Below are 26,151 nucleotides of genomic sequence, written 5' to 3' on the forward strand. Positions count from 1 at the left end.
AGGATCGGTTTTCATGACCGCCTCGCCGGCATCGCAGCCGCTCTCCGCTCCTTCACCCGAACGTCGTCAGGTCGCCGACGACGCGCCGGGTTTCATGCCGCTCGACGAGGCGCAGACGCTGTTCGAGATCGCCGGCGAGTATCTGACACAACCGGATTCGACGAAGGTCGGCGTGGAGATCGGCACCTATTGCGGCAAGTCGACGGTGTTCCTGGGCTCGGCGGCCGAGGCGGCAGGGGCGGTGATCGTCACGGTCGACCACCACCGTGGCTCCGAGGAGCATCAGCCCGGCTGGGAGTATCACGACGAGTCCCTGGTCGATCCGCATTCGGGCACGCTGGACACCTCGGCCCGCTTTCGGCGCACGATGTTCGACGCCGGCCTCGAGCAGACCGTGATCGGGATGCTCGCGCCGTCGACGGTGGCGGCCCGGGCCTGGGGCAAGCCCGCCGACTTCGTGTTCATCGACGGCGGCCATTCGATGGAGGCCGCGCAGAACGACCTCGACGGGTGGGCACCGTGGGTGCGCATCGGTGGCGCGCTGCTGATCCACGACGTGTTCCCCGACCCTGCCGACGGCGGGCGGCCCCCCTACGAGATCTATTGCCAGGCCTTGGAGACCGGACAGTTCACCGAGGTCCGCGCGGAGGGTTCGTTGCGCGTCCTGCGACGCGACTCCGGCGAGGTCGGGGCCCCGTTGCCGCGGGGCTGACCGCCGCCGAACACCCGGATCACCCGCCTGCGAGTGCCCGCACCTTACCCAACACGTCCGGATAGCGCTGCAGGTGCGCGCCGCCGTTGAGATCGATTGCGGCACCGGTCATCCACCCCGACGCCGGGGAGGTGAGGAACGCGATCGTCGCGGCGATGTCCTCGGGAGTACCCGCCCGACCCAACGGCGTGTTCTCGATGTACTCCTCGGTCAGCCCGGGGACGAAGGCGATGCCGGCGGTCAGCGGTGTGTCGACGAGTCCGGGCGAGACGGCATTGACGCGAATCCCACGCTCGGCGAGTTCGAGGGCGGCCACCTCGACGAGCATCAGCACCCCGGCCTTCGCTGCACAGTACGACCCCATCCCGGCACCGGGCTGGCGGCCGTTGAGCGAGGCCACGCAGACGATCGAACCACCCTGGGCGACATGGCGTCCCGCATACTTGAGCACAAGGAACGTTCCGGTCAGACAGACGTCGACGGTCGTCTGCCACGCCGTCAACTCCAGGTCGGTGAGCGCTCCCGGCATCGACAGCCCTGCGCAGTTGACGACGGTCGTGAGGTCGTCCAGACCGTCGAAACCTGCAGCGACAGAGGCCTCGTCGGTGACATCGAGGTGCACCGCGGTCGCGGTTCCTCCCAGTTCGGCGGCAGTTGCCGACGCGGCATCGGCATTGACGTCGGCGACGACGACGCGATGGCCGTCCTCGTGCAGCCTTCGCGCGGTGGCCTTTCCGATGCCCGACGCGCCGCCGATCACCAGCGCCGTACTCACGCGGTCACCGCCGAGGTGGCGAGATGGCGTGTCAGGAACAGGATCTGGTGGGACACGACCGGATCGAACCACGAATCCTGAACCTCGGCGAAGATCCCGAAGTGGTCACACGGGTAGTGCCGAATCTCGGCGCGCGCGGCGAACCCGGCCTTGGCCGCCGCGTGGGGCGGCGCTCCCCGATCGAGGTCGGCGATCTGCATGAGGACCGGCGCGGCCACATCGGGCGCGGCCTTGTCGGCGCGAAATGAGCTGAGCTCCAAGCCGATCGACGCGTCGACCTCGTTGCGCCAGCTGGGGCCGGCGATCGCGAGGTAACTCTCCAGGTAACCGTCACTGGTCAGCGCGGCCTTGTCACCGGGCTTGCCGACGACCGGCATCATCACCGGGTCGCGCCCAAGTCTGGCGCCCAACGCACTGCCGATGCCGACGGCCGTGGATCGCAACATCGAGACCGCACCCACCTGCGGGTAATGGTGAACACCGGCCGCAAGCCCGCTGACCATCGGCACCGCCGAGATGACGGCGGCCACGTCGTCGCGTCCCGTCCGCGCACGTTCGGCTGCCACGATCAACACGTGCCCGCCGGATTGCGACAGCCCCCACAGGACGATCCGGGAGGCGTCCACACCGGGCTGACGGCCGGCGGCGTCGATGGCGGCATGGTAGTCGGCGGCCTGACCGGACATCGAGACCCGTTGGCGCGGTTCACCATCGGAGAGTCCGAAGTTCCGGTAGTCGAACGCGAACACCGCCAGACCGGCGTCGGCCAGGCGTCGCGCGAACGGCTCGAGCCCGGAATCCTTGGTACCACAGAAGCCGTGGGCCATCACCACCACCGGCACTCCTGCGTCGGTGGCGAATGCGGTGCCGGTGGGTGCGAAGAACCAGGCGTCGCAACCGGTTCCGTCAGAATCGAATCGTACGGACTCGAAACGCGCGGTGCGACGGTCGGTGTCGGCGGTGGTCATCGTGCCTCCTGCAGCGGCGCGGCGTCGACGCCCGCCCAGCGGACGGGCCCCTGCTCCGCGGCACGCGCACGCCCGGCGGGCAGTTCTTTGGTACGGATGTTGTGTTCGTAGAGATAGTGGTCGAGTTGCTGTGTGTGCCTTGCCGTGTGCAGCATGTGCCCGGTGAAGTACTGCTGGTCGGACGCAATGGTCTCGCGCATCTGCGGCACCGACGGCGGTCGGTACTGTCCGACTGCATAGGCACCGATGACCCTGGCCTGGCATTCCACGAACGGAAACAGCGTCGGCGTGGACTGGGCGAACCCGGCGAACACGACGTCGTCGATGCCCGGATGGAAGATGCGCTTGTACAGGTCGATGTGGTTGTCGGGGGCGCTGATCACGTCGGGGTCGAAGAACGGGAAGGTGATGTTGTATCCGGTGGCGTAGATGATCACGTCGAAGTCGGCACTCGTACCGTCGGCGAAGTGCACGGTGTGGCCGTCGAGTCGCTCGATGTTGCCCTTGGCGGTGACGTCACCGGAGCCGAGCCGCAGCGGCAGCTCGACCGACTGCGTCGGATGTGCTTCGAAGAACTTGTGATTCGGGGTCGGCAGTCCGTAATCCTCGGGGCGCCCGGCGGTCATCGGCTGCATGATCTGGGTGAACTTGCGCTGCCACGAGAACGGAATGTAGGGCGAGGTGTGGTAGTACTTGTCGGCCGGTTTGCCCGCGAAGTACTTGGGGACGATCCAGGCGCTCGACCGGGTCGAGATGGTGACCGTGGTGTCGAGCGCCTTGGACGACAGCTCGACGGCGATGTCGGCGGCACTGTTGCCCAAGCCCACCACCAGGATTCGTTTACCGGCGAAGTCCAGCGGCGTACGCGGGTCGATATAGGAATGGGAGTGGATCTCGTCACCGGCGAATTCGCCCGGGAAGTCCGGCCACCGCGGATCCCAGTGATGCCCGTTGGCCACGACCAGCAGGTCGACGCGACGCGTCTCGCCGCGCTGGGTCGACAACTCCCACCCGCCGCCGTCGAGTCGACGGGCGTGGGTGACACCATTTCCGAACTCGATGTTCTCGCGCAGACCGAAGGCGTCGGTGTAGTCGTCGAGGTACTGCTTGATCTGGGTGTGGTGCGGGAAGTCCGGGTATTCCGACGGCATGGGGAAATCGCGGAACGACAGCTGATGCTTGGACGTGTCGATGTGCAGCGAGCGGTAAGCGCTGGAGTGCCCGTTGGGATTACCGAACGCCCAGTTGCCGCCGACCCGATCGGAACTCTCGAAGCAGGTATACGGAACGCCGTAGTCGGTAAGCATCTTTCCCGATGTCAGACCGCTGATTCCGGCGCCGATGATGGCGGTACGCGGGAGATCGCGCATGGGAGCCCCTTTTGGATAGTTGACAGATCTCTGAATCTGTCTACCGCACGCAAGGCCTCACAGTGAACACTTTGGCGAAACTGTCCACTCCGGTTGTTAGAGTTGGTGACCATGACACCCGCCCCGGCCACCAGCGTCGCCGACCGCCTGCTCGACGCGGCCGAGAAGTTGCTCGCCGACAAGGGCATTCGGGCCACGACGATGCAGCAGGTCGCCGACGTCGCCGGGGTGTCGCGGGCGTGGCTCTACCGACACTTCCCCGACAAGCAGTCGATGGTCGGGGCGACGATCGTGCGGCTCACCGATTCGTTCTGGAGCGACGCGCGCGTCGAACTCGAAACACTGGGCGACTTCACCGCGCAACTCGTGGCAGGCGTCCGAATCGGCCGCGGCGCCTACGACGACCCCGGAACACTGCTGCTGCGGCTGCGCACGGAGGAGCCGGAGGAATTCGCCGCGTGCGCGGGCGTGGGCGTCAGCGCCCTCGTCCCCGACCTCGCACTGTTCTGGAGACCATTCGTCGACGCGGCGATCGAGACCGGACAGGTACACCCCGATCACGACGCCGTCGAGGTATCGGAGTGGGTGGCCCGCATTCTCATCAGCCTCGGCACCGTTCCCGGCACCACCGTCGACGCCGACGACCCGGCGTCGGTGCGACGACAGGTCGAGCGCTTCGTCATCCCGGGGCTCGCGGCCGCGCCGTAAAGGAGCGCTGTCGACGGGGAGAGGGGCGCTGTCGGCGGGGAGGAGAGCGCGGTCGACGAGGTGGAGAGCGCGGTCGGCGAGGTGGAGAGCGCCGTCGGCGATGGGGAGGGCGCTGTCGGCGGGAAAGGGCTACACGACGGCAGGGGCGAGACCGAGCTTGCCGGCGAGTTTGGCGAGGTAGCCGCGGGCGCGTTCCACCGAGTCGTCGGGGAGGCCGTACAGGACCTGCGTGACCCCGATCTCGCGCCACTTCTCCAGCTTCTCGGCGACCGGCTTGAAGTCGAGGACGACGACCTCCGGCGCGCCGTCACGGCCGGCGTCGGACCAGATCCGGTGCAGCAGGCCCACCGAGCCCTCGATGTCCTCTTCACCCGGCGTGGTGATCCAGCCGTCGGCGCTGCGGGCGATCCATCGGAAGTTCTTCTCGTTGCCTGCGGCGCCGACGAGCGTGGGGATGTGCGCCTGTGGCTTGGGCCATGCCCAGCTGGGCCCGAAATCGACGAAGTCACCGTGGTATTCGGCCTCCTCGTCGGTCCAGAGCGCGCGCATGGCCTCGAGGTATTCACGCAACATCGTCCGCCGCAGCTTCGGCGGCACCTTGTGATCGGCCAATTCGTCGAGGTTCCAACCGAATCCGACACCGAGCGTCAGCCGTCCGCCGGACAGGTGATCGAGGGTGGCGAGGGTCTTGGCGAGGGTGATCGGATCGGACTGCACCGGTAGCGCGACCGCCGTGGCGAGCCTGATCCGCTCGGTGACCGCAGCGGCCGCGGCCAGCGTGGTCCAGGGGTCGAGGGTACGCATGTAGCGATCGTCGGGCAACGAGGAATCACCGGTTCGCGGATGCGCCGCATCGCGGCGGGTCGGGATGTGCCCGTGCTCGGGCACAAAATACGACGCGAACCCGGCCTCTTCGATGAGCGGGGCCAGGACCTGCGGCGTCAGGCCGCGGTCGCTGGTGAACTGCACGATCCCGAAATCCATGCCCTCACCTTAGACACAGGCCTGGACACCTGTCTAGAACAAGTTCTCGTTTTACTTCAGCCGGGGCAGACGTCGGGGTACGCGACGCCCTCGGCGAATTCGTCCCACGTGCCGCGATCGATGTGATTGTCGGCCGCGCAGACGCGGCTCGCGACGGCTCCGGCGTCGATCGTCCACCACTGCAGATCGGATCGGCCGCCCGCATAGATGACGTCGTTGGGCGCGATCATCGGCTCGCGGACGTACGCCGATTCGGCGGTGATCGACTCGTCGCGCGCAATCGGCTTCGGCGCATCGGGCGTCGAGATGTCCCACAGCTGCACGCTCAGGTCGGCGCCCACCACCAGGGTCGCGCCGTCGGCCGACACCGACAACGACGTCACCCGGACGCCGGCCGGAACGCGCACGCGCGCAGTCGATTCGGAACCGACCGCGGTCACCGAGATGGTCTGGTCGTCGGCGCCACCGTAGATGTAACGTCCGTCGGGGCTGAACACGGCCGCATTGACCGCACTGGTGTGCGAGGCCATCTGTTGTGCCAGGTGGGGATTCTGGGGGTCGTCGATATCCCACCGTGTGATGCGATGTGCGGCGTCGGCGACGACGAGATCACCACCGTCGGGGTTGAATTGGACGTCCTCGATGAAGCCGTCCGCGGTGGCGAACGGCTGTCCGAGCATCCGTGGCGCATGCGGGTCGGCGACGTCCCACAACTGGATCGAGTTGTCGTTGCTGCCGGTGACCAGCAGATCCCTCGTCGGGTCAAAGGCCAGCGGGAAGGTGTGGCGGGTCTGTACCGGAAGCGTCACCAGACGGCGCGGCGCCCGGCGATCGGAGATGTCGTAGAGATCGACCTCGCCGCCACCGGTGAACGCGCTCGCGAGAATGGTGCCCGTCCGGTTGAACGCGGTCACATACCCACCACTGGGCCGCGGTTGCGAGGAGATCCGCGACAGTTCGGTCGGCGCCCGGCCACGCGGCAGATTCCACAGCGCGATCGTCTGGTCGGCGGCGCTGGTGGCCAAGGTCGTGCCATCCGGGCTGACCGAGGTCTGGGTGATGGGCAGCGAATGCGCGGGCTGAGGTGACGCCGGGATATCCCAGGCCTGGATCGTCCCGGCGCCACCGGCGGTCAGGATCACCTGTGGGGCGATCTCACGGGCGGTGAAGAACGCACCGCCGGAGGTTCGCATCGGCACACCGAGTTCGGTGAGCAGATCGGCCGATGCCGATGTCCCAGCGGTGCCGACGTCCCAGCGACGCGCGAATCCGTCGAGACCGGACGAGATCAACGACCGGCCATCGGCGGAGAATCCGACCGACCAGATCGCCGCGCCGTGCGCCCGGACGCGGCCCAACGCGATCGGCGAGCGCGGATCGGCGATGTTCCACACCGCGACCGTCCCGTCGTCCCGGCCGGCCGCAAGCAGCGTGCCGTCGGGTGAGATCGCCACCGAATGCCACCCGCTGTCGATACCGTCGCGCAGGTCCGAGAGATGGACCGGCGCAGCCGGATCGGCGATGTCGGAGAGGCTGATGGTGCCGTCGTCGGAACCGGCGACGAGCACCGGTCGGGTCGGCGACAGCGCGACCGTCCGGACCGGACCGGTGTGATCGCGGATCGCCGACACCGCGCGGTACCCGCCGGGCGCGGTGGTGTCCCACAAGGTGACGACCCCGTTGTCGTGGGTGGTCGCGAGCACCCGGCCGGTGTGGTCGTACCGCAGGATGTAGGACGTCCCGGTGCCGTACGGCGACTGCAACGTCTGGGTCCGCACCGGATGGGTGACGTCGGCGATGTCCCACACCGCGATCTTGCCCTCGCCGTCGGCCGAGGCCAGGGTCGGCGAGCCGGGCCGGAAATCGACCGAGGTGACAAAGGAGCCGTAACCGCGCAGCGCCGGGCCCGCCGCCACGATGTCGCGCGGGTTGTCGGCGCGCCACAGGCGCACCGAGCGGTCGTAACTGGCCGTCGCCAGCAATCTGCCTCCCGACCCGCCGGAGGTCAGGCCCAGGTCGTACACCGACCCCTGGTGGCCCTGTCGTGCCGAGATCGGCAACGGAAGCTGTTGTGTCTGAAGCACCCGCATCCGCGCCAGCGGGTTGTCGGGGTGGATGCGCCACGCCCCCACCGCGAGTTGGGCGGCGAGGCCGGGATCGGTCTGGGCCAGCCGCCCCGCCGAGGACAGCAGCGCCGAGAACCGCGCATTGTCGCTCTCGCGGGCCAGCGCGACGTTGGAGAAGATGGCCACCCCCGCGGCGACCACCGAGATCACCGCGAGCAGCGAGACCGAAGCGATCGCCCATCGCCGGCGGCGGCGTTGGGTGTCGATGTGGTGGCGGCCGGTGTCGAGGAAGTCGCGAGCCACCGAGCCGAGCACCGGGTCGTCGGCCACCTGCGCGGCCCACTCGTAGCGCGTCGAGTTGTAGAGCAACGACGTGTCGCGGCCCTGACGGTCCCACTCAGTGGCATCGGAGGTGACGCGCTCGAGAACCGGAGCGCTGTCACGGGTGCGTTCGATCAGTTCGCTCAGGCGCGGCCAGGCACTGAGCACGACGTCGTGGATGATCTGGACCTGCTGGTCGGAGACGGTGACGAGGCGTGACTCCGATAGCGCCTCGATCACCGCGACCGTGCCGGCGCGATCGTCACCGAGGGCGACGAGGTCGGCGAGTGGGCGCGGCCGACGAGCGGTCACCCCGTCGGAGATGTGGATCAGCGAGAGCAACACCCGCTGCGCGGTGACTCGGTGGGCCGGTGTCAGGGCCTGCCACATGGCCTCTGCGGATTCGGCGATGGCCGAGGAGACCCCACCCGCCGCGTGATAGCCGCTGACCGTGAGCGTGGCGCCCGCACGGGTTGCCCACATCACCGACAGCACGTGGGCCACCAGCGGGAGCTGCCCGGCGCGGTCCTCGACCGGGCCGCGCCGCCCGGTCAGGCCGCGCAGATCGGACAGGATGGTCGGGGCGAGGCCCTTGTCGACGCGGATTCCCGACACCCGTGCGGGCGCGGCGATGACCTCTTCGAGTTCGGTGTCGGTCATCGGCGGCACCACGATGGACCGGTGTTGCCACGCCGAGGCGACCGGCTCGAGCGTGGAGGCCATCTCGTACATGTCGGCGCGGGCCCCGACCACGACCACGGTTCCCGGCTCCGATGCGAGCCCGGTCAACGCCTCCATCAGCTGCTGCACGCGCGGCGCGTGACGTGACTGCCCGACCAGCACCTGCTCGAGCTGATCCACCACCTGCACGGTCAGCGTCGGCGTGGCCGGGGCGGCCTGGTCCTCGAGTCCGGTGTCGGGGTTGGCGTCGGGTTGTTCGACGTTGGGTTGTTCGGCGGGCTCGTCGCCTCCCGCGCCCTCGGCACCCTCTCCGTCGGCGTCGTCGAGCAGCGCGACGGCCGGTCGCGCACGCACTTCCCAGCCGTTCTCGGGACGTTCGGCGAGCCGGGCGAGTCCCGCGCGCAACAATGACGATTTTCCCGCCCCCGAGACGCCGGTGACGAGCACGATCGCCGGCGAGAACTCGCGGTCGCGGTCGGCGGCTCCGATGAGGGCCGCGAGTTCGTCGAGGACGCGGTCGCGGCCGAAGAAGACGTCGCGGTCGTCGGCGGTCATCACCCCGAGTCCCGGATACGGACTGGCGAGCGTCGGGATCGGCTCGGCCGCGCGACCCTTCGACGTACCCGCGTCGCGGGTGCGGGTGCCACTGGCCGCCGACCACCAGCGTCGCCAGTCACTCAACGACGGCGTATCGGCTCCGCGCGACTGGGCTTGGAGGATGAGCCACGCGAGTACGGGTTCGAGTGTCTCGAACCGGGCTGGGAGGTGACGTCCTCGACGCCAGTCGGAGAGGCGTTGCACCGACACCTCGCCACGCCCGGGGGCGATGCGGGCGGCGCCCGCGATGGTGGCGGCGAGCGTCGGCGATCCGGCCGCGGTGAACAACGCGAGCAGCTGGGAACCGAAGCGTCCGGGGCCGTCGACCGCGGACGCGTCCGACAGACGCGTCGTCACTGGTACTCCCCCTCCCCCGGGTCTCGGGTTCCCTGCGAATCTACGAACCAGGCAGCCCGACGACAAATCAGAGTTTGGTCACATCCGCCCATCCGGTTCCGGTTTTCCGGTCCGGAAAACTCGTGCAATGACCTTACCAGCGGTTTTCGGCGGAAGTCCGGTCCACCGGTGGCATGGACCCAGCACGGTCGATTTGACTGAGGTCACTCCCCGGTCGGTGTCGCGACCACCGGGTCGAGTGTCGGGGGATGCGCTCTCGTCGCCGACGTGGGGCGGCGGCGAGAGCGCATTCGAGAGAAGGCGGCAGTCCGCTCAGGGCGACCCCCTCGGGGCGCACCGCCTCAGCGCCGAGCAGCCATCCAACTGCCGACGTCGCGGAAGATCCCGTTGGCCGCCGACGCCCGGCTGACCGCGTCGGCAGCGAGCACGACCGCCGCGGAGGTCCAGCAGCTCTTCTCGACCGGCCAGCGTTTGCCGTCGGCGAAGACCAGGCCGGTCCAGTACGAGCCGTCGGGATCGCGCAGGTGCTGGATCGAGGCGATCAGTTCGACGGCGTCGGCGGTGTCGCCGAGAGCGTCGAGGGCCAGTGCCAGCTCCGAGGTCTCGGCCCCGGTCACCCACGGGCGGTGGTCGACGCAGCGCACGCCCTTGCCGGGCACCACGAATTCGTCCCAGCGCCGCGCGATGAGCTCCTGGCCGGCGCGACCGCGCAGCGCGCCGCCGAGCACCGGGTAGTACCAGTCCATCGAATGCTCCGACGGGTCCTCGAAGACCTCGATCCGTTCGCGGAAGGCCTCCCCGAGTGCCGCGAGCGCACGCACCCACTCGTCGTCGGGCTGGTCGACCTCCGCGGCGATGCGGATCGCGCAGTCGAGGGCGTGGTGGATGCTCGCGTTGCCGGTGAGGAGGGCTTCGTCGAACATCGTGTGCGTGCGGTGGTCACCGCCCCACCGGAAGGCGCCGTCGGGCCGCTGGAAGCGACAGATGAGGTCGATCGCCGACCACACCGTCGGCCACATCCGCTCGAGGAACGCGGTGTCGCCGGTGATCATGTAGTGATGCCAGACGCCGACCGAGATGTAGGCGCAGAAGTTGGAGTCGATGCCGTGATCGGCGACCGTCCCGCACACCGTGCGGATCGGCCACGAGCCGTCGGGCCGTTGGTGACGCCGCGACCAGTCGTAGGCGGCCTCGGCCTCGGCGAGGAAGCCTGTGACGCTCAGCGCCATCGCCGACTCGATGTGATCCCAGGGGTCGGTTTGTCCGCCGGGGAACCACGGCAGAGCACCGGAGTCCTCCTGCATGCCGACGATGGCCGCCCCGGTCGCGGTGACCTGCTCGGCCGTCAGCACACCGGCGATCGCCGGTGTGACCCGACTCATTCTGGCTTGCGTAGATACAGGGCGACCGACTTGCCGATGACCGGGTTCAACACCTGCTCGCCGACCCGCGTCAACCACGGCTTGCTCATCATGTCCCACACCAACAGTTGGTGATAGCCCTTGACCAGCACGTTGTCGTTGTTCTCGATGCCGACAGCACACTTGAGCCACCAGTACGGCGCGTGCAGTGCGTGGGCGTGGTCGGTGCCGGTGACCTCGAGGCCCGCGGCCTCGAGTTTGCCGGCCAGCTCGGAGGCCTTGTAGATGCGCACGTGGCCGCCCTCGACCTCGTGGTAGGCATCCGAGAGCGCCCAGCACACCTTCTCCGGCCAATACCGCGGCACGGTCACCGCGGCGACACCGCCGGGACGCAGCACCCGCACCATCTCGGCGATGGCGCCTTCGTCGGTCGGGATGTGCTCGAGGATCTCCGACATCAGCACGACGTCGAAGGTGTTGTCGGCGTACGGGAGTCGAAGCGCGTCACCGACCTCGGCGCGCGCCTTGGCCTCGGCGGGCACGTGCCCCTCGGCCATCATTGCGTCGAACATCTCGGCCACATCGGCCATGTCGGACTCGGACTGATCGAAGGCGATCACGTCGGCGCCACGCCGGAACATCTCGAACGAATGCCTGCCCTGCCCCGCCCCGATGTCGATCGCCTTGGTCTGCGGCCCCACGCCCAGCAGGTCGAAATCAACTGTCAGCACGCACTCGTCTCCTTCGTGGTCATCCGATCGAGCCCTGTTGACTCAAGCCCCGTCCTGTCCAATACCGTCTGATAGTGCTCGGCGGTCTTCGCGGCCACGGCCGCCCAGCTGTAGCGTTCCTCGACGCGGGCGCGCCCCGCGGCGCCCATCGCGGCGCGCAGGTCGGCGTCGTCGAGCAACCGCCCGATCTCCTGGGCGAGCTTGCCCGAATCCCGGGGCGGTACCAGGCGGGCGGCGCTGCCGTCGGTGCCGACGACCTCCGGGATGGCGCCGGCGCGGGTGGCGACCAGTGGGGTGCCGCAGCTCATCGCCTCGACCGCGGGCAGTGAGAATCCTTCGTAGAGCGAGGGCACACATGCCACTTCGGCGGAGGCGAGCAGGTGCGCCACCTCCTCGTCGGTGAGCCCGGAGACGACCTCGACCCGGTCGCCGATCGCGAGTTCCTCGATGAGCTTGGCCGAGGGCCCCTCGGGGTCGAGTTTCGACACCAGGGTCAGCGTGACGTCACGTTCGGAGGCGAGTTTGGCGATGGCCTCGAGTAGATACGACACACCCTTGAGCGGGGCGTCGGCGCTCGCGATGGACACCACCCGACCCGCAACCCGCTGGTCGGCCGGTCGGAAGACCTCGGTGTCGACGCCGAGCGGAATGGTGGTGATGCGACCCGACGGGATGTCGAAGGCCTTGCGGATGTCGACCTCGCTGCTGCGCGAGACGGTCAACAGCTCGGGAATGCGCCGCGATACCCGCCCCTGCATGCGCAGGAACGAATGCCAGCGCCACGCGGTGATCTTGCGCCACCCTTTGGCAGCCTTGACCGCGAGCGTGCGGTCGCGGGTGATGGGGTGATGGATGGTGGCGATCAGCGGGAATCCGGCCTTCTGGATCTGCAGCAGGCCGTAGCCGAGGCACTGGTTGTCGTGCACGATGTCGAAGTCGTCGCGGCGATCGGCGAGCAACCGGGCCACCCGCAGGCTGAAGGTCAGTGGTTCACCGAAGCTGGCCGTCCACATCGACCCCACCTCGAGCGCGTCGATCCAGTCCCGGTACTCGCCCGGACGCGGCGTGCGGAACGGGTCGGGCTCGTCGTACAGGCCGAGGCTGGGCACCTTGGTCAGACGCACACCGGCGTCGAGGGCGGCCTGGTCGAGGTCCGGATACGGCTGGCCGGAGAAGATCTCGACCTCGTGCCCGAGTAACGCGAGTTCGCGGCTCAGATGCCGGACGTAAACCCCTTGTCCCCCGCAATGCGGTTTGCTCCGGTAGGAGAGCAGTGCGACGCGCACGTCGTGTACCCCGTTCTTCTCGTGTGACCCGATCGCCGGCGAGGCGCCCACCGGTCGGCGGGCGCCAAGACCTCAGGCAGATTCGGCCTCGGCGGCTTTTTCCAATTCACGGATGTCGACAAGCTTCACACGTCGCCGGCCCGCGGTCTTGCCGGCGCCGCGTTCGGCCAGGTCGATGCGCTTCCATCCGGCCAGGTCGATGCGGCGCGCGCCGCGGTCGACGACCAGGTCGGCGACGTCGTCCCGCGATGCCGCCGGCTCGGGCAGGCTGCCGGCAACGAAGTCGGCGATCACCGACTCGGCCGTCTCCTGACCACATATACGGTTCCTGCCGATCCCTCCGGTGGCCCCGCGCTTGATCCATCCGGCGACGTACAGGCCGGGGATGACCTCGCCGTCGGCGCCGGCGGTCACCCGGCCCGCGGTGTTGGGAACGACGCCGTGCCCCTCGTCGAAGGGCAGGTCGGTGATCGGTACGCCGCGGTATCCGATCGCCCGCAGCACCAGTCCGGCCTCGATGTCGAAGCGTTCCTCGGTGGGGGTGATGGCCACGCTGGCACCGGTGGCCTCGGCGTACACGTTGCGCACGCAGGTCAGCGTCTGCACACCGCCGGTCGCCTCGTCATCGGAGCCCTGGATCGACAGCGGGGACGCCATGAACCGGAAGACGATGCGACGGTTGCCCGGGGTGGTCGGACGATCGGAGAACTCGCGGGCCAGTCGGATCTTGGTGGCGATCGTCGAGTCGAGGGTTCCGTCGTCGAGCGCCTCCTGCGTGGCCGAGTCGAGGACCAGCTCGTCGGGATCGACGATGACGTCGACCCCGTCGACGTCACCGAGCGCGAGGAATTCGCTGTTGGTGTAGGCCGCCTGGGCGACGCCACGTCGACCGAGCAACACCACCTCGGTGACCTGCGAGTCCCGCAGGGCGGCGAGCGCGTGGTCGGCGATGTCGGTGCGGGCCAGCTCGTCGGGATCGGTGACGAGGATGCGCGCGACGTCGAGTGCGACGTTGCCGTTGCCGACGACCACCGCGCGCTGCGCCGACAGGTCGACGGCGAGATCCGCATAGTCGGGGTGGCCGTTGTACCAGGCCACGAACTCGGTGGCGGGCAACGAGTTCGGCAGGTCCTCGCCATCGATGCCCAGACGCCGATCGGTCGGCGCGCCGACGGCGTAGATGACCGCGTGATAGCGCTGGACGAGTTCGTCGTGGCCGATGTGTTTGCCGACCTCGACGCCGAGGTGATAGGTGAAGTTCTTCTTGGCCGCGGTCGAGGCGAAGCCCGATTCGACGCCCTTGGTGGCGGCGTGGTCGGGGGCCACCCCGGCGCGCACCAGGCCGTACGGCGTGGGCAGCCGGTCGAACATGTCGACCGCGATCTGCGGTCGGCGGACGAGGTCCTCGGCGGCGTAGAAGGCGGCCGGTCCGGCGCCGACGATCGCGACGTGCAGCGGCCCGTCCGGGAGTTGCGGTGCCTTCTTCGGCGGCACGAGGCCGCCCTCGACGTCGTGGTCATTGTAGTAGTCGGCGTTGATCTGCAGGTAGGGCTCGTCCTTGTCCTCGAGCTGATCGTCGGGGACGATCGCCTCGACGGGGCATTCGTCGATGCAGGCACCGCAGTCGATGCAGGTCTCCGGATCGATGAACAGCATCTCGGCGGTGAAGAACTCGGGCTCGTCCGGCGTCGGGTGGATGCAGTTCACCGGACACACGGCCACGCACGAAGCGTCGTTGCAACACGGTCGAGTGATCACATGCGCCATCTGGGGTTTCCCTGCTTCTCTCCATCTAGAACGTGTTCTAGTTTAGCGGTTCACTGTATCTTAACTCTGACACAGCGGACGAGACACGAGGACTTCGAGTGAGCACAGCCGCCCGGCCCGACGCATCCGGACAGGTCCCAGGCGATCCCGCCACGACGACCCCACTCCCCGATCGTAAGACCGGAGCGCGGTACTTCGAGGCCGGGTATCGGGTCCGCACCGGCGACGTCGACCAACAGATGCGGGTACGGCTCGACGCCGTCGCGCGGTACCTGCAGGACGTCGCCAACGACAATATCGAGGCCACCGACTTCGGCGACACCGATCCGTTCTGGATCGTGCGTCGCACCATCATCGATGTCATCGTCCCGTTCTCCTGGCCGGCGTCGGTCACCGCGCAGCGCTGGTGCGGTGCCCTGTCCACCCGGTGGACCAACATGCGGGTGCGTCTGACCGCCGACCACGAGACCAACCGCTTCAACCCCGATCCCCGCCAGGCCGGTCTCATCGAGACCGAGGCGTTCTGGATCAACGTCAACGACCTCGGGATGCCGTCACGGCTGTCGGACAATGCCTTCGAGATGCTCTCGTCGATGACCGACGAACACCGCCTGCGGTGGAAGTCGATGAATCCCGAGACCGCGCCGGCCACGGAGATGCTCGATGTGCCCGACCGCCCACATGTGTTGCGCAGCACCGATTTCGACCCGTTCAAACATCTCAACAACGCCGCCTACCTCGAGGCGATCGAGGACGAGCTCGGCGAGCACCCCGATCTCGTCGACGGTCCGCACCGGGTGGTCATCGAATATCTACGACCGATCGTGCCGGGCACGCCGATCACGCTGCGCCGCGTACGCGAACCCAACCGGTTACTGGTGTGGATGATGATGCCCGCAGACGAAGACAGCCCGGACGAATTGCGGGTCGCAGCAACGGTGTCGGTGACGCGCGCGGCATTCACCGACGACGCAGTGTGATGACCTGACCGGTCTCAGAGGTCGCCAGTAGTTCCCCCGGCCGGTCGCGCACGATCGCGAGCGCGGTCAGGGGGTAGCCGACGCTCGAAGAACAGACACGATGGCCACGAAGATCGACGAAGTGCACCTGGCCGGCCGCGGACGCGACTGCCAGCGTGGTCGAATCGACGGCGGCGAGGTCGTCGAGAATCGCGGGCACAGGAGCCGTCAGATCAGCGGCCGAACCTGTAGCCGCCGGATTGTCGATCGGAACCTGTAACACCCGGCCGGTGCTGCTCATCGTCATCGTCAGGAACAGGTCGTCGCCGACGGCGACGAGCCCGTTCATCCCGGTACCGTCGATCACCGGTGTCGGTGCAAGATTCTGCGGGGCTCGCGCGGACCATTGTGTGTCGATCGAACCGTCCGCCCGCAAGCGAAGCAGTCCGAGCACGCCGTCGGCGACGAACACGGTCCCGTCGGGCTCGACGACAAGTCCGTTGGGCATACCAAGCCCCGGTGCGAAGACTTGCGCGATCGGTTGTGCCGCATGCGGATCGAGGCGCACCACTGCTCCGGTACGCGGCGCGCCGGGGATCATGTTGACCGTGGAATCGCCGGACGCGACGTACACCATCCCGTCGGGCCCCTGCCGGATCGAACCGGGCGCATTCACTACGGTCGAGGCGCGGAGCCGTCCTGAGTCGTCGTACCGCTCGATGACGTTGCGCAGCGTCCGGGATATCCAGACCGATCCGTCGGCGACAAGCAGGTTTTCCGCCCATCCGTCGAGCCCGGGACTCGGAAGCCACGTCTGCGCCGAGTAGACCGGACAGGACGCGGCGACGGCGCGCGCGCGGGCGCCACCCATCCCGCCGTGACCGCGACAAGCGCGGCTCCGAGTGCGATCATTGCCCGACTCATCACACGCATGTGGTGCTCCTTCAGCGACCCTCGAGCGGCTTACTGGCCGCCGCCGAGTACCAATTCCATCAGTTTCGTCGGCGCGGCACACGGGTCCGCAGCGGCCGCGCCGCCCACCGGCTCGACCCAGAACGAGTAGACGCCGCGACTCGGCGCCCGGGTGGTCACCCCGCAGACCGCGGGCCGGCGCGGGTCGGTCGAGGTGAAGGCGGCCTGGCTGGCGACCTTGACGTTGTCGGTGGTGTACCCGAGCTTCTTCGCGGTGTCCTTCTCGACGTTGACGGTGCCCCACTCGAACCAGTTGAAGGTCACGTACGCCGCCACCGGGCCGTCGACGTACCACCGGCAGTTCGCCCCGAAGAAGATGGCATCGGCGCCCGTACCGCCGACCGCCTTGGCGATCTGGTCGGTGCGCAGGATCTGGCACTCGAGGGTGAGCTGATCGTATTGATCGGTGTCGACGTTGCCGGACTGGTCTCCGCCCTGGGAGTTGGCCTGCTGCACCGACAACGGCGTTCCGTCCACTGATCGTGAGCATCCGGCGGCGACGACGGCCACCACTGTCACGATCAGCAGGACCAGCACGGCGCGAAGTCGGTTGCGGCGCTTCATTTCGCACGCTCGATCGACATCGTCGACAGCTGACGCGCGGCGGCGCAGATTGCGTCGGGGTCGGTCGGCGTGGTGCCCGCGACGCCGGTCCCGGAGCTGACCGACCATTCGAAGAAGTCGGCGCCGAACTGGATACCGATCTCGCAGATGCCCGGGTCGGAGGCGATGAAACCCTTGTGCCCGTTGATGTCGATGTCCTTGGTCGATTCCCGGGACAGTTGTTCGGTGGCCCGTTCACGACCGATCGGCGAGCCCCGGTACCAGTTGAACGACGCCACCGCGCCGGTGCGACTGGGACCCGAACTCCATTCGCACACAGACGGATTGTCGACGACGAGGGACAGGCCGCCGAAGTTGGTGATCTTGCCGACCTCGTCGGTGGTGACGCCCCCGCACTCGCCGAAGTACGGCCCACCACCGGCCGGCCCCGGGGCCTGCGGGGTGTTGCGGGTCGGCGCAGACGAGTCGTCGGAATCCGACGAGCACGCACCCAGGAGGACCAGGAGCACCGCGAGTGCCGCGGTCAGCCCGAGAAAGCCTGCGCCACCGCGGAATTTGTCGAGGTCGCGCCGCTCTCGCTTGGTGGGGCGACCCGCGCCGCGATCGCGGCGCGGCTGGCTGGCCAGGATCTCGCGCGGCGGCGGTGGCGGGCTGTGGTCGATGTAGCACTCGGCCGCCGCCGGCGCCGATACCCGTTTGCTGATCAGCTTGGTGACCTCGACGATGCGTTCGCGCCCGGCCAGTCGCACCTGCACGCGGTCGCCGACGGTGACCTGCTGGGCGGGTTTGGCCGTGACGTCGTTGACCCGCACATGACCGCCGCGGCAGGCGGCACCTGCCGCCGATCGCGTCTTGGTGAGACGCACTGCCCAGATCCAGCTGTCGACGCGGGTGGACGCCACGGTCAGCGCTCCCGTCGGGGACGGCGCACGATCTCCCCCGGTGACATCGACCTGGCCTACTTCTGCCGGGTCAGCAGGTAGTAGCCACCACCGATCGCCGCGACCGCGAACACGATGGCCAGCCATTCGATGCCAAACACCCAGAGCAGCACGAAGATCGCGATGGCCGGAGACACGGCGACCAGGCTCATCACCGGGTGCTGCCGCACCACCTGACCGACGGCTTTGCTCTTGTTCGGATCGATGGCCATCACGTCGGGGTCTCCTTGTCGGCGAGTTGCCATCCACTGTAACGAACCGGGCGTGGTGCATCGGCGAAGTGCGCAGCGGTGGTCCCGCCGACGTGGAGAACCCTCAGTGGGACCTCAGTTGGCCGGGCTGACCGCCGGGACGCCACCGGAGCTCTGGGTGCCGCCGGAGTCGGCGCCGGTGTCCGAGCCCGCCGACGAGGTCGGGGCCGCCGACGGCGCGCTGGTTCGCGTCCCCGACGAACTGCTCGACTGTGACGACCGGCTGGTGCTCGACGACGAGCTCGCAGTGGTTGTGGTGCTCGACGTCGTCGTGCTCGGTGTGGTGCTCGACGTCGTGGTCCTCGAGCTCGAGGAGGTGGTGCCGGTCTCGTCGTCGGCGGCGGCTCTCCGCGCGACCCGTGAGGTGGTGGTCTTCGTCGCGGCCAACGTCCGGGCCGACGTCGTCGTCAGCGCAGGCGTGCTGCTCACATACGGCCCGAGCGGTGCCAGCCCGAACGGGAAGGTGATCTGCGGGATCGTGATGATCGGGATAATCTGGGAGGCGTCGAGGTCACCGGCCACGATCTGCGGCAACGCAAGCATGTTCGGGCGGGTTGCGCCGTTGACGGTCGCGGTCGGGTAGATCGTGATCGTCGACCCCAACCAGTTCACGGTGATCGGCGCCGACAGCCCGTAGTCACTCGTCAGCGCCAGCAGCGAATCGCCGCCGAGGGACAGGCGGGTGAAGTCCTTGCTGAGGGTCGGTGTCTTGCCGGCGAAGATGTCGGTGATCACCTTGTTGAAGACACCAGAGGGGTCGGTCAGCACCGCCGACGGGTCGGTCAGCGCGAACTGCACCTGCGGGATCGACAGCGACTTGCCGGCTGCGTCCAACTGATTGAACCGGAAGTCAAAGGTACCCAGCACATTTGCGCATGCACCGACACCCTCGGCATACGCAGCGGTGAGGCCGCCGTAGCAGCCGACGGTCTTGATGCCGGGGATCTTCAACCCGGTCGGCTTCGAGAGGACCACGATCGGGATGTCGTCGGTGGTCCACGCGTTGGCGATACCGACGAGCGCGAACGCGTAAGCGGTTCGCCCGCCACTAGCGCCGGCGGTCGCAAGACTCACCGGGAGATACGAGATCGCCGTCGCCTTACCGCCGGTGGAGGCCATCGCGAACTGGAAACCGTCGCCGATCACGGTGGCATTTCCGAGCGGGGTGGCGGCGCTGGGGAGGGAGCTGTCGATACCGAACCAGCCAAGGATCGTCTTGATGGCCTCCTTGTTGGCGATCGATTGAGCACCCTTGTAGATGACATCCGGTGTGAGCTCGAGCTGACCCGGCATCACGATGGCGATGCCCGTGCCCGTTGATCTCGAACAATCGGCGCCGCCACTCGATGCACCGGACCCACAGGCTTGAATGCGCCACTGCTCGAGCGCCGCCTGCGATCCCTTGTTGTTGATCAGCACTGCGACGACGTTCCCGATACCCGTCGCCGGATTGAGGGACTTCATCGCATTCAATCCATTGATGATGTCCTGGGTGCTGGCCGCCCGTGCCTGCCCCTCCCCCATGCTCACACCGAGTCCGATGGCCAGCACCGAGAGCAGCGCGACCACCGCGATCCCGAAGCGCCGGTGCCGCGGTGGCCGCGAACTCGGCGGGGAAATACGTTCTGGGCGCGCGGTTTCGCGGCGGGTCAGCACATCGGCCATGGTGTCCAACTCCTGGTTCCTGAAGAGAAGCTGAGACAGTAAACCACGGCTAACCCGAGCTGCGCATCCAATTCATCATCAGGCCATAACGTGCAGTTTCGACAACACGGCCAGCGCGTCCGGAGGGGTCAGACCGAGTGCGACATCTCGGCCACGTTGTGTCTGCTGCGCTGCGCGGCGGTCTTGGTTCCCAGTCCCACCGGCACAGCACCCACCGCTTCGGCCAGACCCCACGGCGGCATGCCACTGGTGATCGTCTCGTGTTCACCGATCACGTAGGTCTCGTGCCAGATGCCGACGGCATTGCGGTCGGCGAAGCGCTTGTTGAACCATCGCCATGCCAGCAGATGTGGCGCCCGGGCGTCGGCGGCGAACCGGCGGATGTCTTCGGCACTTCGCCAGTACGACACGACCATGATCGACGCCCCGACGTACAGCCTGCCCGACAGCAGTCCCGCCTCGGGGTTTCGCTTGAGATACACCAACATTCGTGGCATGGCGAGGAAGACGGCAAGCCACGCCCCGGCATGCCGGAGCCGCGGCATGCTCATGCCGATGAGGAACAGCGTCGTGCCCTCGGGCGGGGTCTTGTTGGTCATGCGTCGAGCCTCGCGTGCGGTCATGACGACTCCTCGTTTTGTAACATTGTTACGAAACGATGTTATGGAACGATGGCGGATATGGCAAGACCCAAGATCCACGACGATGACCTCCGCAAGCGCCTTGTCGACGAGGCCACCGCGATCGTCGAGACGGACGGGCTCGGGACGCTCTCGGTGCGATCGGTGGCGCGCGCGGCGTCGACGTCGACCACCGCGGTGTACTCACTGTTCGGCAGCAAGGACGACCTCACCCGAGCGGTGTTGGTGCGCGCTCTGCGTGACTTCGCAGCGGCGCAACGCGACGCGCGAACCGAGGAGCCGATCGGCCACGTCACCGCGCTCGGAACCGCTTACGTCGGTTGGGCTTTGGACAACCCTCGACTTTACGAGCTGATGTTCGGCCTGAGCGCACTCGGTATCGAGGCGACCGAGGAGACCATCACGGCCGGCGCCGAGGCCTTCGCCCCGCTGCACGAGGCGGTGACGATGGCCATCGCCTCGGGCATGTTCCGGCCGGCCGACCCGACGACGGTCACCGCGTCGTTGTGGGCGCAGGTACACGGCGCGTCACTACTCCTTCTCGCGGGCTTGTTCCCCGACGGCGCCGACCCCGTCCTCGCCATCTCGGCCATCGTCGACGGGTGGCGAGCGAGCGCGATGGGTGACGATTGACCGGCGCCGGGCAGCGGATACCCGTCGGCACAAGGGGTCTCGAGGCCTCGTCGCTAGCGCTCCTCAGCACCTCGACCATCGGGAGAAAGCCGCCGCCACCCGCAATGACGGGTCGTTTCCCATCGATGGTCGAGGTGCGAGGCGCGTGCGCCGAGACTCGAGACCGCTTGCTACGGCGCTGATCCGGTGCCATCGTGGTGCAGATGCCCATCGGCACAAGAGGTCTCGAGGCCTCGTCGCTAGCGCTCCTCAGCACCTCGACCATCGGAAGAAAGCCGCCGCCACCCGCAATGACGGGTCGTTTCCCATCGATGGTCGAGGTGCGAGGCGCGCGCGCCGAGCCTCGAGACCGCTTGCTACGGCGCTGATCCGGTGCCATCGTGGTGCAGATGCCCATCGGCACAAGAGGTCTCGAGGCCTCGTCGCTAGCGCTCCTCAGCACCTCGACCATCGGAAGAAGAACCACCTCGTCCATCGGGAGAAGTCACCATCGGAAGAACAACACCCCGAACATCGTTGGGAACGTCACCACCGATCGCGATCGAGCCTCTCCCCTTCCGCGCCTGCGTCGGCCGCGCAGCCGAATCCGACGACCCATCGACCGTCGGACAGCTCGACCCGACCCAGCATCATCGGTTCGGGCAGGGCGGCGAGGAACTCGCCCAGGGCCGAGGCGGAGAGTATCCACCGCTCTCCGTGAATCGGCGCACCGCACTCCGGATCTCGGATGAGCCCCGGCTTGGGCGGTACGGTGTCGAGCTTCACCAGACGATAGTTCGGTGCGGTGAGCACCTCTCCGGCCCACCGGGCACCACGCCCGGACAGCTCGTGGGTGAGCGGACCTCCCCGCATGTGCGCACCGAAGACCGCCAATTCCACGCCTCCGGCGTGCGATTCCGGCCACGCCGCACGCGGCAGGCGATCACCGCGGAACCGACGGGCGAGATCCATGATCGCCGCATCGTGATGCGCCTTGCCCAACAGCGTGATCCCGAATTGCGCTGTACTGCAGTCTGGTTTGTCGAGAGTACCGGCCGGCACGGCGACCGCGCACAGATCGAGGAGGTTACAGAAATTGGTGTAGGTACCCATCGCCGAGTTGACGCCGATCGGATCGGCGGTCACCTCGTCGATCTGGGGGTGGCGCGGCGCCGTCGGCACCATCAGCGCGTCGGCGTCACCCCACTCGCGCATCGCGCGCTCGCGCAGGTCGGCCAGTCGGCGGCGTGCCCGCAGCAGGTCGACGGCGCTGAACCGATCGGCACCGGTGATGATCGCCGCGACCGTCGGATCGACGCCCGCGGCCACCGGATCGGCGAGCCCGGAGAGGAATTCACCCACCGCGTCGTAGCGCTGGGCGACGAGTGCGTCGTCGTAGAGCAGTGTGGCGGCGGCGAGGAAGGCCGACACATCGATGGTCTTCACCCGGAAACCGGCGTCCTCGGCACGTGCGACCGCTTCGCCGAACGCAGCCCGCCACGCGGCGTCGAGTTCGGGAAGTTGTTCCGGGACGGCGAGTACCGGCGTCTCGGGCGCGGCGAAAGCAACGTGCCCGCCGAACGGCCGGGGGCCGCACGCGTCGGCCATGGCCGCCATCGCACGGTCGGCGGTGTCGAGGTCGGCGGCAAAGATCGTGACGACGTCATGATCGGCGCAGGCCGGCACCACGCCCGTCGTGGACACCACCCCGAGGGTCGGCTTGACCCCGACGATGCCCTGGAGCGCCGCGGGGACTCGGCCCGACCCGGCGGTGTCGGTACCGATGGCGATGTCGGCGAAACCCAACGCCACCGCGACCGCCGACCCGGAACTCGATCCACCGGAGATGCGGTCGGGACGACGCGAATCCCGCACCGCACCATGGGGACTGCGCGTACCGACCAGCCCGGTCGCGAACTGGTCCAGGTTGGTCTTGCCGATCACCACGGCACCCGCCGCGCGCAACGCGGCGACCGCCGGGGCATCGGTGTCGGGGGTGTAGGCGTAACCGGGACACGCCGCGGTCGTCGGCACACCGGCGACGTCGACGTTGTCCTTGACCGCCAGCACGATTCCGGCCAGCGGCCCGCCCGCGGCGAGCGACTCGGCGTACTCGGCGGCGACCTGCGTGTGCGGTCGCAGCGTGATGAAGACCTCCGGCCGGTCGGCCTCGGCAATACGTGCGTAGAGATCGTCGATGCGTGTCATGCGGCGAATTCCCCTCTCTGCGACCAGCGTTCGCGTTCCTCGGCGCGCGCACTCTCCATCGCCCCGCGGGTGGCGTCGATCTCGTCGGCGTGCGCGTCGAGGAACTGTTGGTGTGCCGACAACGAGAACATACCGTCGGTGATGCGGACGGAGTCGCCGCGGCCCGCGGCGACGTCGGCGCGCATGTCGAGGAGTTCCTCGGCGCTCACCGGATACCAGCGGATGCGGTCGAAGAAGCGCAGCAGCCACGGGTGCTCCGGGTCGAAGCCGGGTGCGGTCTGCGGGTGGCGGTGGTTCCACACCTGGGTGGTGCGGCCGACGAACTGGTAGCCGCCGGGGCCCTCCATCCCGTAGATGCACAGGTAGGCGCCACCGATGCCGACGGCGTTCTCCGGGGTCCAGGTACGCGCCGGATTGTATTTGGTGGTCACCAACCGGTGACGGGGATCCAGCGGAACCGCCACGGGTGCACCGAGATACACGTCGCCCAGGCCGAGTACGAGGTACTCGGCGTCGAAGACGATGCGGTGGACGTCGTCGACCGAGTCGAGCCCGTTCATCCGTCGGATGAACTCGATGTTCCACGGGCACCACGGCGCATCGGAGCGCACGCCGAGCATGTACCGCTCGATGGCCTCACGCGTCGCCGGATCGTCCCACGACAGCGGCAGATCCACCACCCGGCTCGGAACCACCAGGTCGTCGGCGGACGGGAGTTGTGCCTCGCATTCGCTGAGCCACTGCAGCATCGAGGTCTGCGACCACACGTCCGGGTCGGCCTTGACCTGCAATGAACGAATACCCGGGGTGAGGTCGATGAGCCCCCTCGGCCGTTCGGCGGCGATGCGTTCACTGAGCGCATGCACGCGGGCCCGCAGCTCCAGATCCAGTCGCATGTCGCCGTATTCGACGAGGATGTTGTCGTCGCCGCTGCGCCGATAGGTCACCTCGGTGGTGCCGTCGGCGGTCGTCGTGCGCCCGAGGATGCCGTGGTCGGCGTCGCCGCCGGTGGAAAGGACATGCGGGAAACTCGCGCGACGGTCGCGGCCGAGCGACGACGGAGACGCCGCGGCCCTCGAGCGCACCGCGACGAAGCGCACCGTGTCGCCGGGCTTGAGCTGCCCGAGCTTCCATCGTTCGGCAGCGACAACGGTGACCGGGCAGACGAACCCGCCCAGAGACGGGCCGTCGGGCCCGAGCAGGATCGGGGTGTCCCCCGTGAAGTCCAGTGCGCCCACCGAATACGCGTTGTCGTGGATGTTGGACGGGTGCAGGCCGGCTTCGCCGCCGTCACTGCGCGCCCACCGCGGTTGGGGACCGATCAGACGGATGCCGGTGCGGTCGGAATTGAAATGCACCTCGTAGCCGGTCGACATCAGGTCGTCGATATCGGCGGCGGTGAAGAACTCCGGCGCGGAGTGCGGGCCGACGGTCACCGCGAGTTCCCACGAATTGGTCAGCGCGGGGATCTCGTCGGTGAGAATCCGGGTGATCGGCCCCGATCCGGCGGGCCCGATCGTCAGTGAGTCGCCATCGGCGAGGGTCCGTCCGTCCTTGCCGCCGAATCGGCCCATCGTGAAGGTGGACCGGCTGCCGAGGTACTCCTCGACGTCGATGCCGCCGGCGACTGCGACGTACACGCGCAGACCAACGGTCCCCACGGTTCCGATGTCGAGGACCTGCCCGGCCTCCAGGTGCAGCGGAACCCATTGTGCAGCAGGTGTTCCGTCGACGGTGATGAACGCCGGTGCACCGGTGACGGCGACGACGGTGGGTTCGTCGAAGCGCAGTCGGGGGCCGGCCATCGTGGCCTCGAGGCCTGCGGCCGAGTCGGGATTGCCGACCGCTTGATTGGCAAGCCGGAACGACAGATCGTCCATTGGCCCCGACGGCGGCACCCCGACCTTCCAGTAGCCGGTGCGGCCGGGCCAGTCCTGGACCGTGGTGAACGGTCCGGCACGCAGGATCTCGCACGCGGTCATCGGGTCACCACCACACGCACCGCGGTCGGGTCGAAACCGTTGCACGGGTTGTTGATCTGTGGGCAGTTGCTGACCAGCACGAGGGTGTCGGCCTCCGCCCGCAACGCCAACCGGCGGCCCGGTGCCGACAGGCCGTCGACGATGCCGAGCGAGCCGTCGGGGTCGACGGGCACGTTCATGAAGAAGTTGATGTTGCCGACGAGGTCGCGTTTGCCCAGCCCGTGCCGTGCGCCGCCGATCAGGAAGTTCTCCACGCACGCGTGCTGGTGTTTGGTGTGGTGTCCGTAACGCAGCGTGTTCGATTCCTGCGAGCAGGCGCCGCCGAGGGTGTCGTGATTGCCGACCTCGTCGGCGACGATGGTCATCATCGGTGCCGATTCCTGGTCCCTTATCACCGTTCCGGTGGTCAGGAAGATGTTGCCCTGCGCGGCGATCGTGGCCTGTGCGCTGTAGCGGATCGTGTGATCGTGGGCGCCGTAGAAGAGGGTGTCGACGGCCTGGTTGCCGTGCAGATCGACGATGGTGAGAACGTCACCGGCGGTGACGATTCCCGACCAGGGGCCGCGTTCGCCGACGATCTCGTCGAGGATCACCTCGCCGGGAACGAGTGCGATCTCGGCGGCCGGTGCCGTCGTCGGGTCGAGGGTCGGATCGAGTGTGGTGGTCATGGTT

The 26,151-nt window shown here is 68.1% G+C and carries 22 protein-coding genes; 4 read left to right on the forward strand and 18 right to left on the reverse strand.

The window, feature by feature from the left end; translation table 11 throughout:
- Positions 1-13 precede the first annotated feature (13 nt).
- Positions 14-712, forward strand: coding sequence for a class I SAM-dependent methyltransferase (locus J6U32_RS22775; RefSeq protein WP_006367791.1), 699 nt, complete (start codon positions 14-16; stop codon positions 710-712).
- Between the two features lie 19 nt (positions 713-731).
- Here J6U32_RS22775 and J6U32_RS22780 read toward each other — a convergent pair whose 3' ends face one another.
- The 3 genes from J6U32_RS22780 to J6U32_RS22790 are packed head-to-tail and all read right to left on the reverse strand — an operon-like array spanning position 732 to position 3,825.
- Positions 732-1,487 carry an SDR family NAD(P)-dependent oxidoreductase gene (locus J6U32_RS22780; RefSeq protein ID WP_208792250.1) on the reverse strand — a complete coding sequence of 252 codons (756 nt, stop codon included), beginning with the start codon at positions 1,485-1,487 and terminating at the stop codon, positions 732-734.
- Complete coding sequence (locus J6U32_RS22785; RefSeq protein WP_208792251.1) at positions 1,484-2,455, reverse strand: alpha/beta hydrolase; 972 nt, start codon at positions 2,453-2,455, stop codon at positions 1,484-1,486. The genes J6U32_RS22780 and J6U32_RS22785 overlap by 4 nt, the downstream gene beginning before the upstream one ends.
- Positions 2,452-3,825, reverse strand: coding sequence for a flavin-containing monooxygenase (locus J6U32_RS22790; RefSeq protein WP_208792252.1), 1,374 nt, complete (start codon positions 3,823-3,825; stop codon positions 2,452-2,454). The genes J6U32_RS22785 and J6U32_RS22790 overlap by 4 nt, the downstream gene beginning before the upstream one ends.
- Before the next feature lie 111 nt (positions 3,826-3,936).
- Between J6U32_RS22790 and J6U32_RS22795 the strand changes: the two genes are divergently transcribed.
- A complete protein-coding gene (locus J6U32_RS22795; protein WP_208792253.1) occupies positions 3,937-4,533 on the forward strand; it encodes a TetR/AcrR family transcriptional regulator in 597 nt (198 codons plus the stop codon).
- Between the two features lie 129 nt (positions 4,534-4,662).
- On the opposite strand, the gene J6U32_RS22800 is transcribed toward J6U32_RS22795, so the two are convergent.
- From J6U32_RS22800 to J6U32_RS22825, 6 genes are all read right to left on the reverse strand, one after another.
- Entirely contained in the window at positions 4,663-5,517 is an 855-nt protein-coding gene (locus J6U32_RS22800) for an LLM class F420-dependent oxidoreductase (protein WP_208792254.1), read from the reverse strand.
- Between the two features lie 56 nt (positions 5,518-5,573).
- A complete protein-coding gene (locus J6U32_RS22805; protein ID WP_208792255.1) occupies positions 5,574-9,539 on the reverse strand; it encodes an AAA family ATPase in 3,966 nt (1,321 codons plus the stop codon).
- A gap of 341 nt (positions 9,540-9,880) precedes the next feature.
- Positions 9,881-10,921: a prenyltransferase gene (locus J6U32_RS22810; RefSeq protein ID WP_208792256.1), complete on the reverse strand. Its 1,041-nt coding sequence runs from the start codon at positions 10,919-10,921 to the stop codon at positions 9,881-9,883.
- Positions 10,918-11,631, reverse strand: a complete 714-nt coding sequence (locus tag J6U32_RS22815; protein WP_208792257.1) for a class I SAM-dependent methyltransferase — start codon at positions 11,629-11,631, stop codon at positions 10,918-10,920. Before J6U32_RS22815 ends, J6U32_RS22810 begins: the two co-directional genes overlap by 4 nt.
- A complete protein-coding gene (locus tag J6U32_RS22820; RefSeq protein ID WP_208792258.1) occupies positions 11,625-12,917 on the reverse strand; it encodes a glycosyltransferase family 4 protein in 1,293 nt (430 codons plus the stop codon). Before J6U32_RS22820 ends, J6U32_RS22815 begins: the two co-directional genes overlap by 7 nt.
- A gap of 72 nt (positions 12,918-12,989) precedes the next feature.
- Positions 12,990-14,684, reverse strand: a complete 1,695-nt coding sequence (locus J6U32_RS22825) for an FAD-dependent oxidoreductase (protein WP_208792259.1) — start codon at positions 14,682-14,684, stop codon at positions 12,990-12,992.
- A 98-nt stretch (positions 14,685-14,782) separates the two neighbouring features.
- Here J6U32_RS22825 and J6U32_RS22830 point away from each other — a divergent pair, with 98 nt between their 5' ends.
- A complete protein-coding gene (locus J6U32_RS22830; RefSeq protein ID WP_208792260.1) occupies positions 14,783-15,664 on the forward strand; it encodes an acyl-[acyl-carrier-protein] thioesterase in 882 nt (293 codons plus the stop codon).
- Here J6U32_RS22830 and J6U32_RS22835 read toward each other — a convergent pair.
- The 6 genes from J6U32_RS22835 to J6U32_RS22860 form a co-directional block, all read right to left on the reverse strand.
- On the reverse strand, positions 15,645-16,514 hold the full coding sequence (locus tag J6U32_RS22835) for a hypothetical protein (protein ID WP_244332302.1): 870 nt from the start codon (positions 16,512-16,514) through the stop codon (positions 15,645-15,647). The two genes, J6U32_RS22830 and J6U32_RS22835, sit on opposite strands and share 20 nt — an antisense overlap.
- Before the next feature lie 92 nt (positions 16,515-16,606).
- Positions 16,607-17,179 (reverse strand): DUF3558 domain-containing protein, encoded by a 573-nt coding sequence (locus tag J6U32_RS22840; RefSeq protein ID WP_208792261.1) that lies wholly within the window; start codon positions 17,177-17,179, stop codon positions 16,607-16,609.
- The gene (locus J6U32_RS22845) at positions 17,176-18,081 is read right to left on the reverse strand and encodes a DUF3558 family protein (RefSeq protein WP_208792262.1); all 906 of its coding nucleotides are present in this window, start codon (positions 18,079-18,081) and stop codon (positions 17,176-17,178) included. The genes J6U32_RS22840 and J6U32_RS22845 overlap by 4 nt, the downstream gene beginning before the upstream one ends.
- Before the next feature lie 56 nt (positions 18,082-18,137).
- Positions 18,138-18,332, reverse strand: coding sequence for a hypothetical protein (locus tag J6U32_RS22850; RefSeq protein ID WP_208792263.1), 195 nt, complete (start codon positions 18,330-18,332; stop codon positions 18,138-18,140).
- Positions 18,333-18,446: 114 nt separating this feature from the next.
- Entirely contained in the window at positions 18,447-20,036 is a 1,590-nt protein-coding gene (locus tag J6U32_RS22855; RefSeq protein ID WP_244332304.1) for a hypothetical protein, read from the reverse strand.
- 128 nt (positions 20,037-20,164) lie between these two features.
- Positions 20,165-20,659: a DUF4188 domain-containing protein gene (locus J6U32_RS22860; RefSeq protein ID WP_208792265.1), complete on the reverse strand. Its 495-nt coding sequence runs from the start codon at positions 20,657-20,659 to the stop codon at positions 20,165-20,167.
- A gap of 48 nt (positions 20,660-20,707) precedes the next feature.
- Here J6U32_RS22860 and J6U32_RS22865 point away from each other — a divergent pair, with 48 nt between their 5' ends.
- The gene (locus tag J6U32_RS22865; protein WP_208792266.1) at positions 20,708-21,310 is read left to right on the forward strand and encodes a TetR/AcrR family transcriptional regulator; all 603 of its coding nucleotides are present in this window, start codon (positions 20,708-20,710) and stop codon (positions 21,308-21,310) included.
- A gap of 525 nt (positions 21,311-21,835) precedes the next feature.
- On the opposite strand, the gene atzF is transcribed toward J6U32_RS22865, so the two are convergent.
- The 3 genes from atzF to J6U32_RS22880 are packed head-to-tail and all read right to left on the reverse strand — an operon-like array spanning position 21,836 to position 26,147.
- Positions 21,836-23,497, reverse strand: a complete 1,662-nt coding sequence (atzF, locus tag J6U32_RS22870; protein ID WP_208792267.1) for an allophanate hydrolase — start codon at positions 23,495-23,497, stop codon at positions 21,836-21,838.
- Entirely contained in the window at positions 23,494-25,479 is a 1,986-nt protein-coding gene (locus J6U32_RS22875) for a 5-oxoprolinase/urea amidolyase family protein (RefSeq protein WP_208792268.1), read from the reverse strand. The genes atzF and J6U32_RS22875 overlap by 4 nt, the downstream gene beginning before the upstream one ends.
- Positions 25,476-26,147 carry an urea amidolyase associated protein UAAP2 gene (locus J6U32_RS22880; protein WP_208792269.1) on the reverse strand — a complete coding sequence of 224 codons (672 nt, stop codon included), beginning with the start codon at positions 26,145-26,147 and terminating at the stop codon, positions 25,476-25,478. The genes J6U32_RS22875 and J6U32_RS22880 overlap by 4 nt, the downstream gene beginning before the upstream one ends.
- Positions 26,148-26,151: the final 4 nt, after the last annotated feature.

The sequence above is a fragment of the Gordonia polyisoprenivorans genome (assembly GCF_017654315.1).
Lineage (GTDB): Bacteria > Actinomycetota > Actinomycetes > Mycobacteriales > Mycobacteriaceae > Gordonia > Gordonia polyisoprenivorans_A.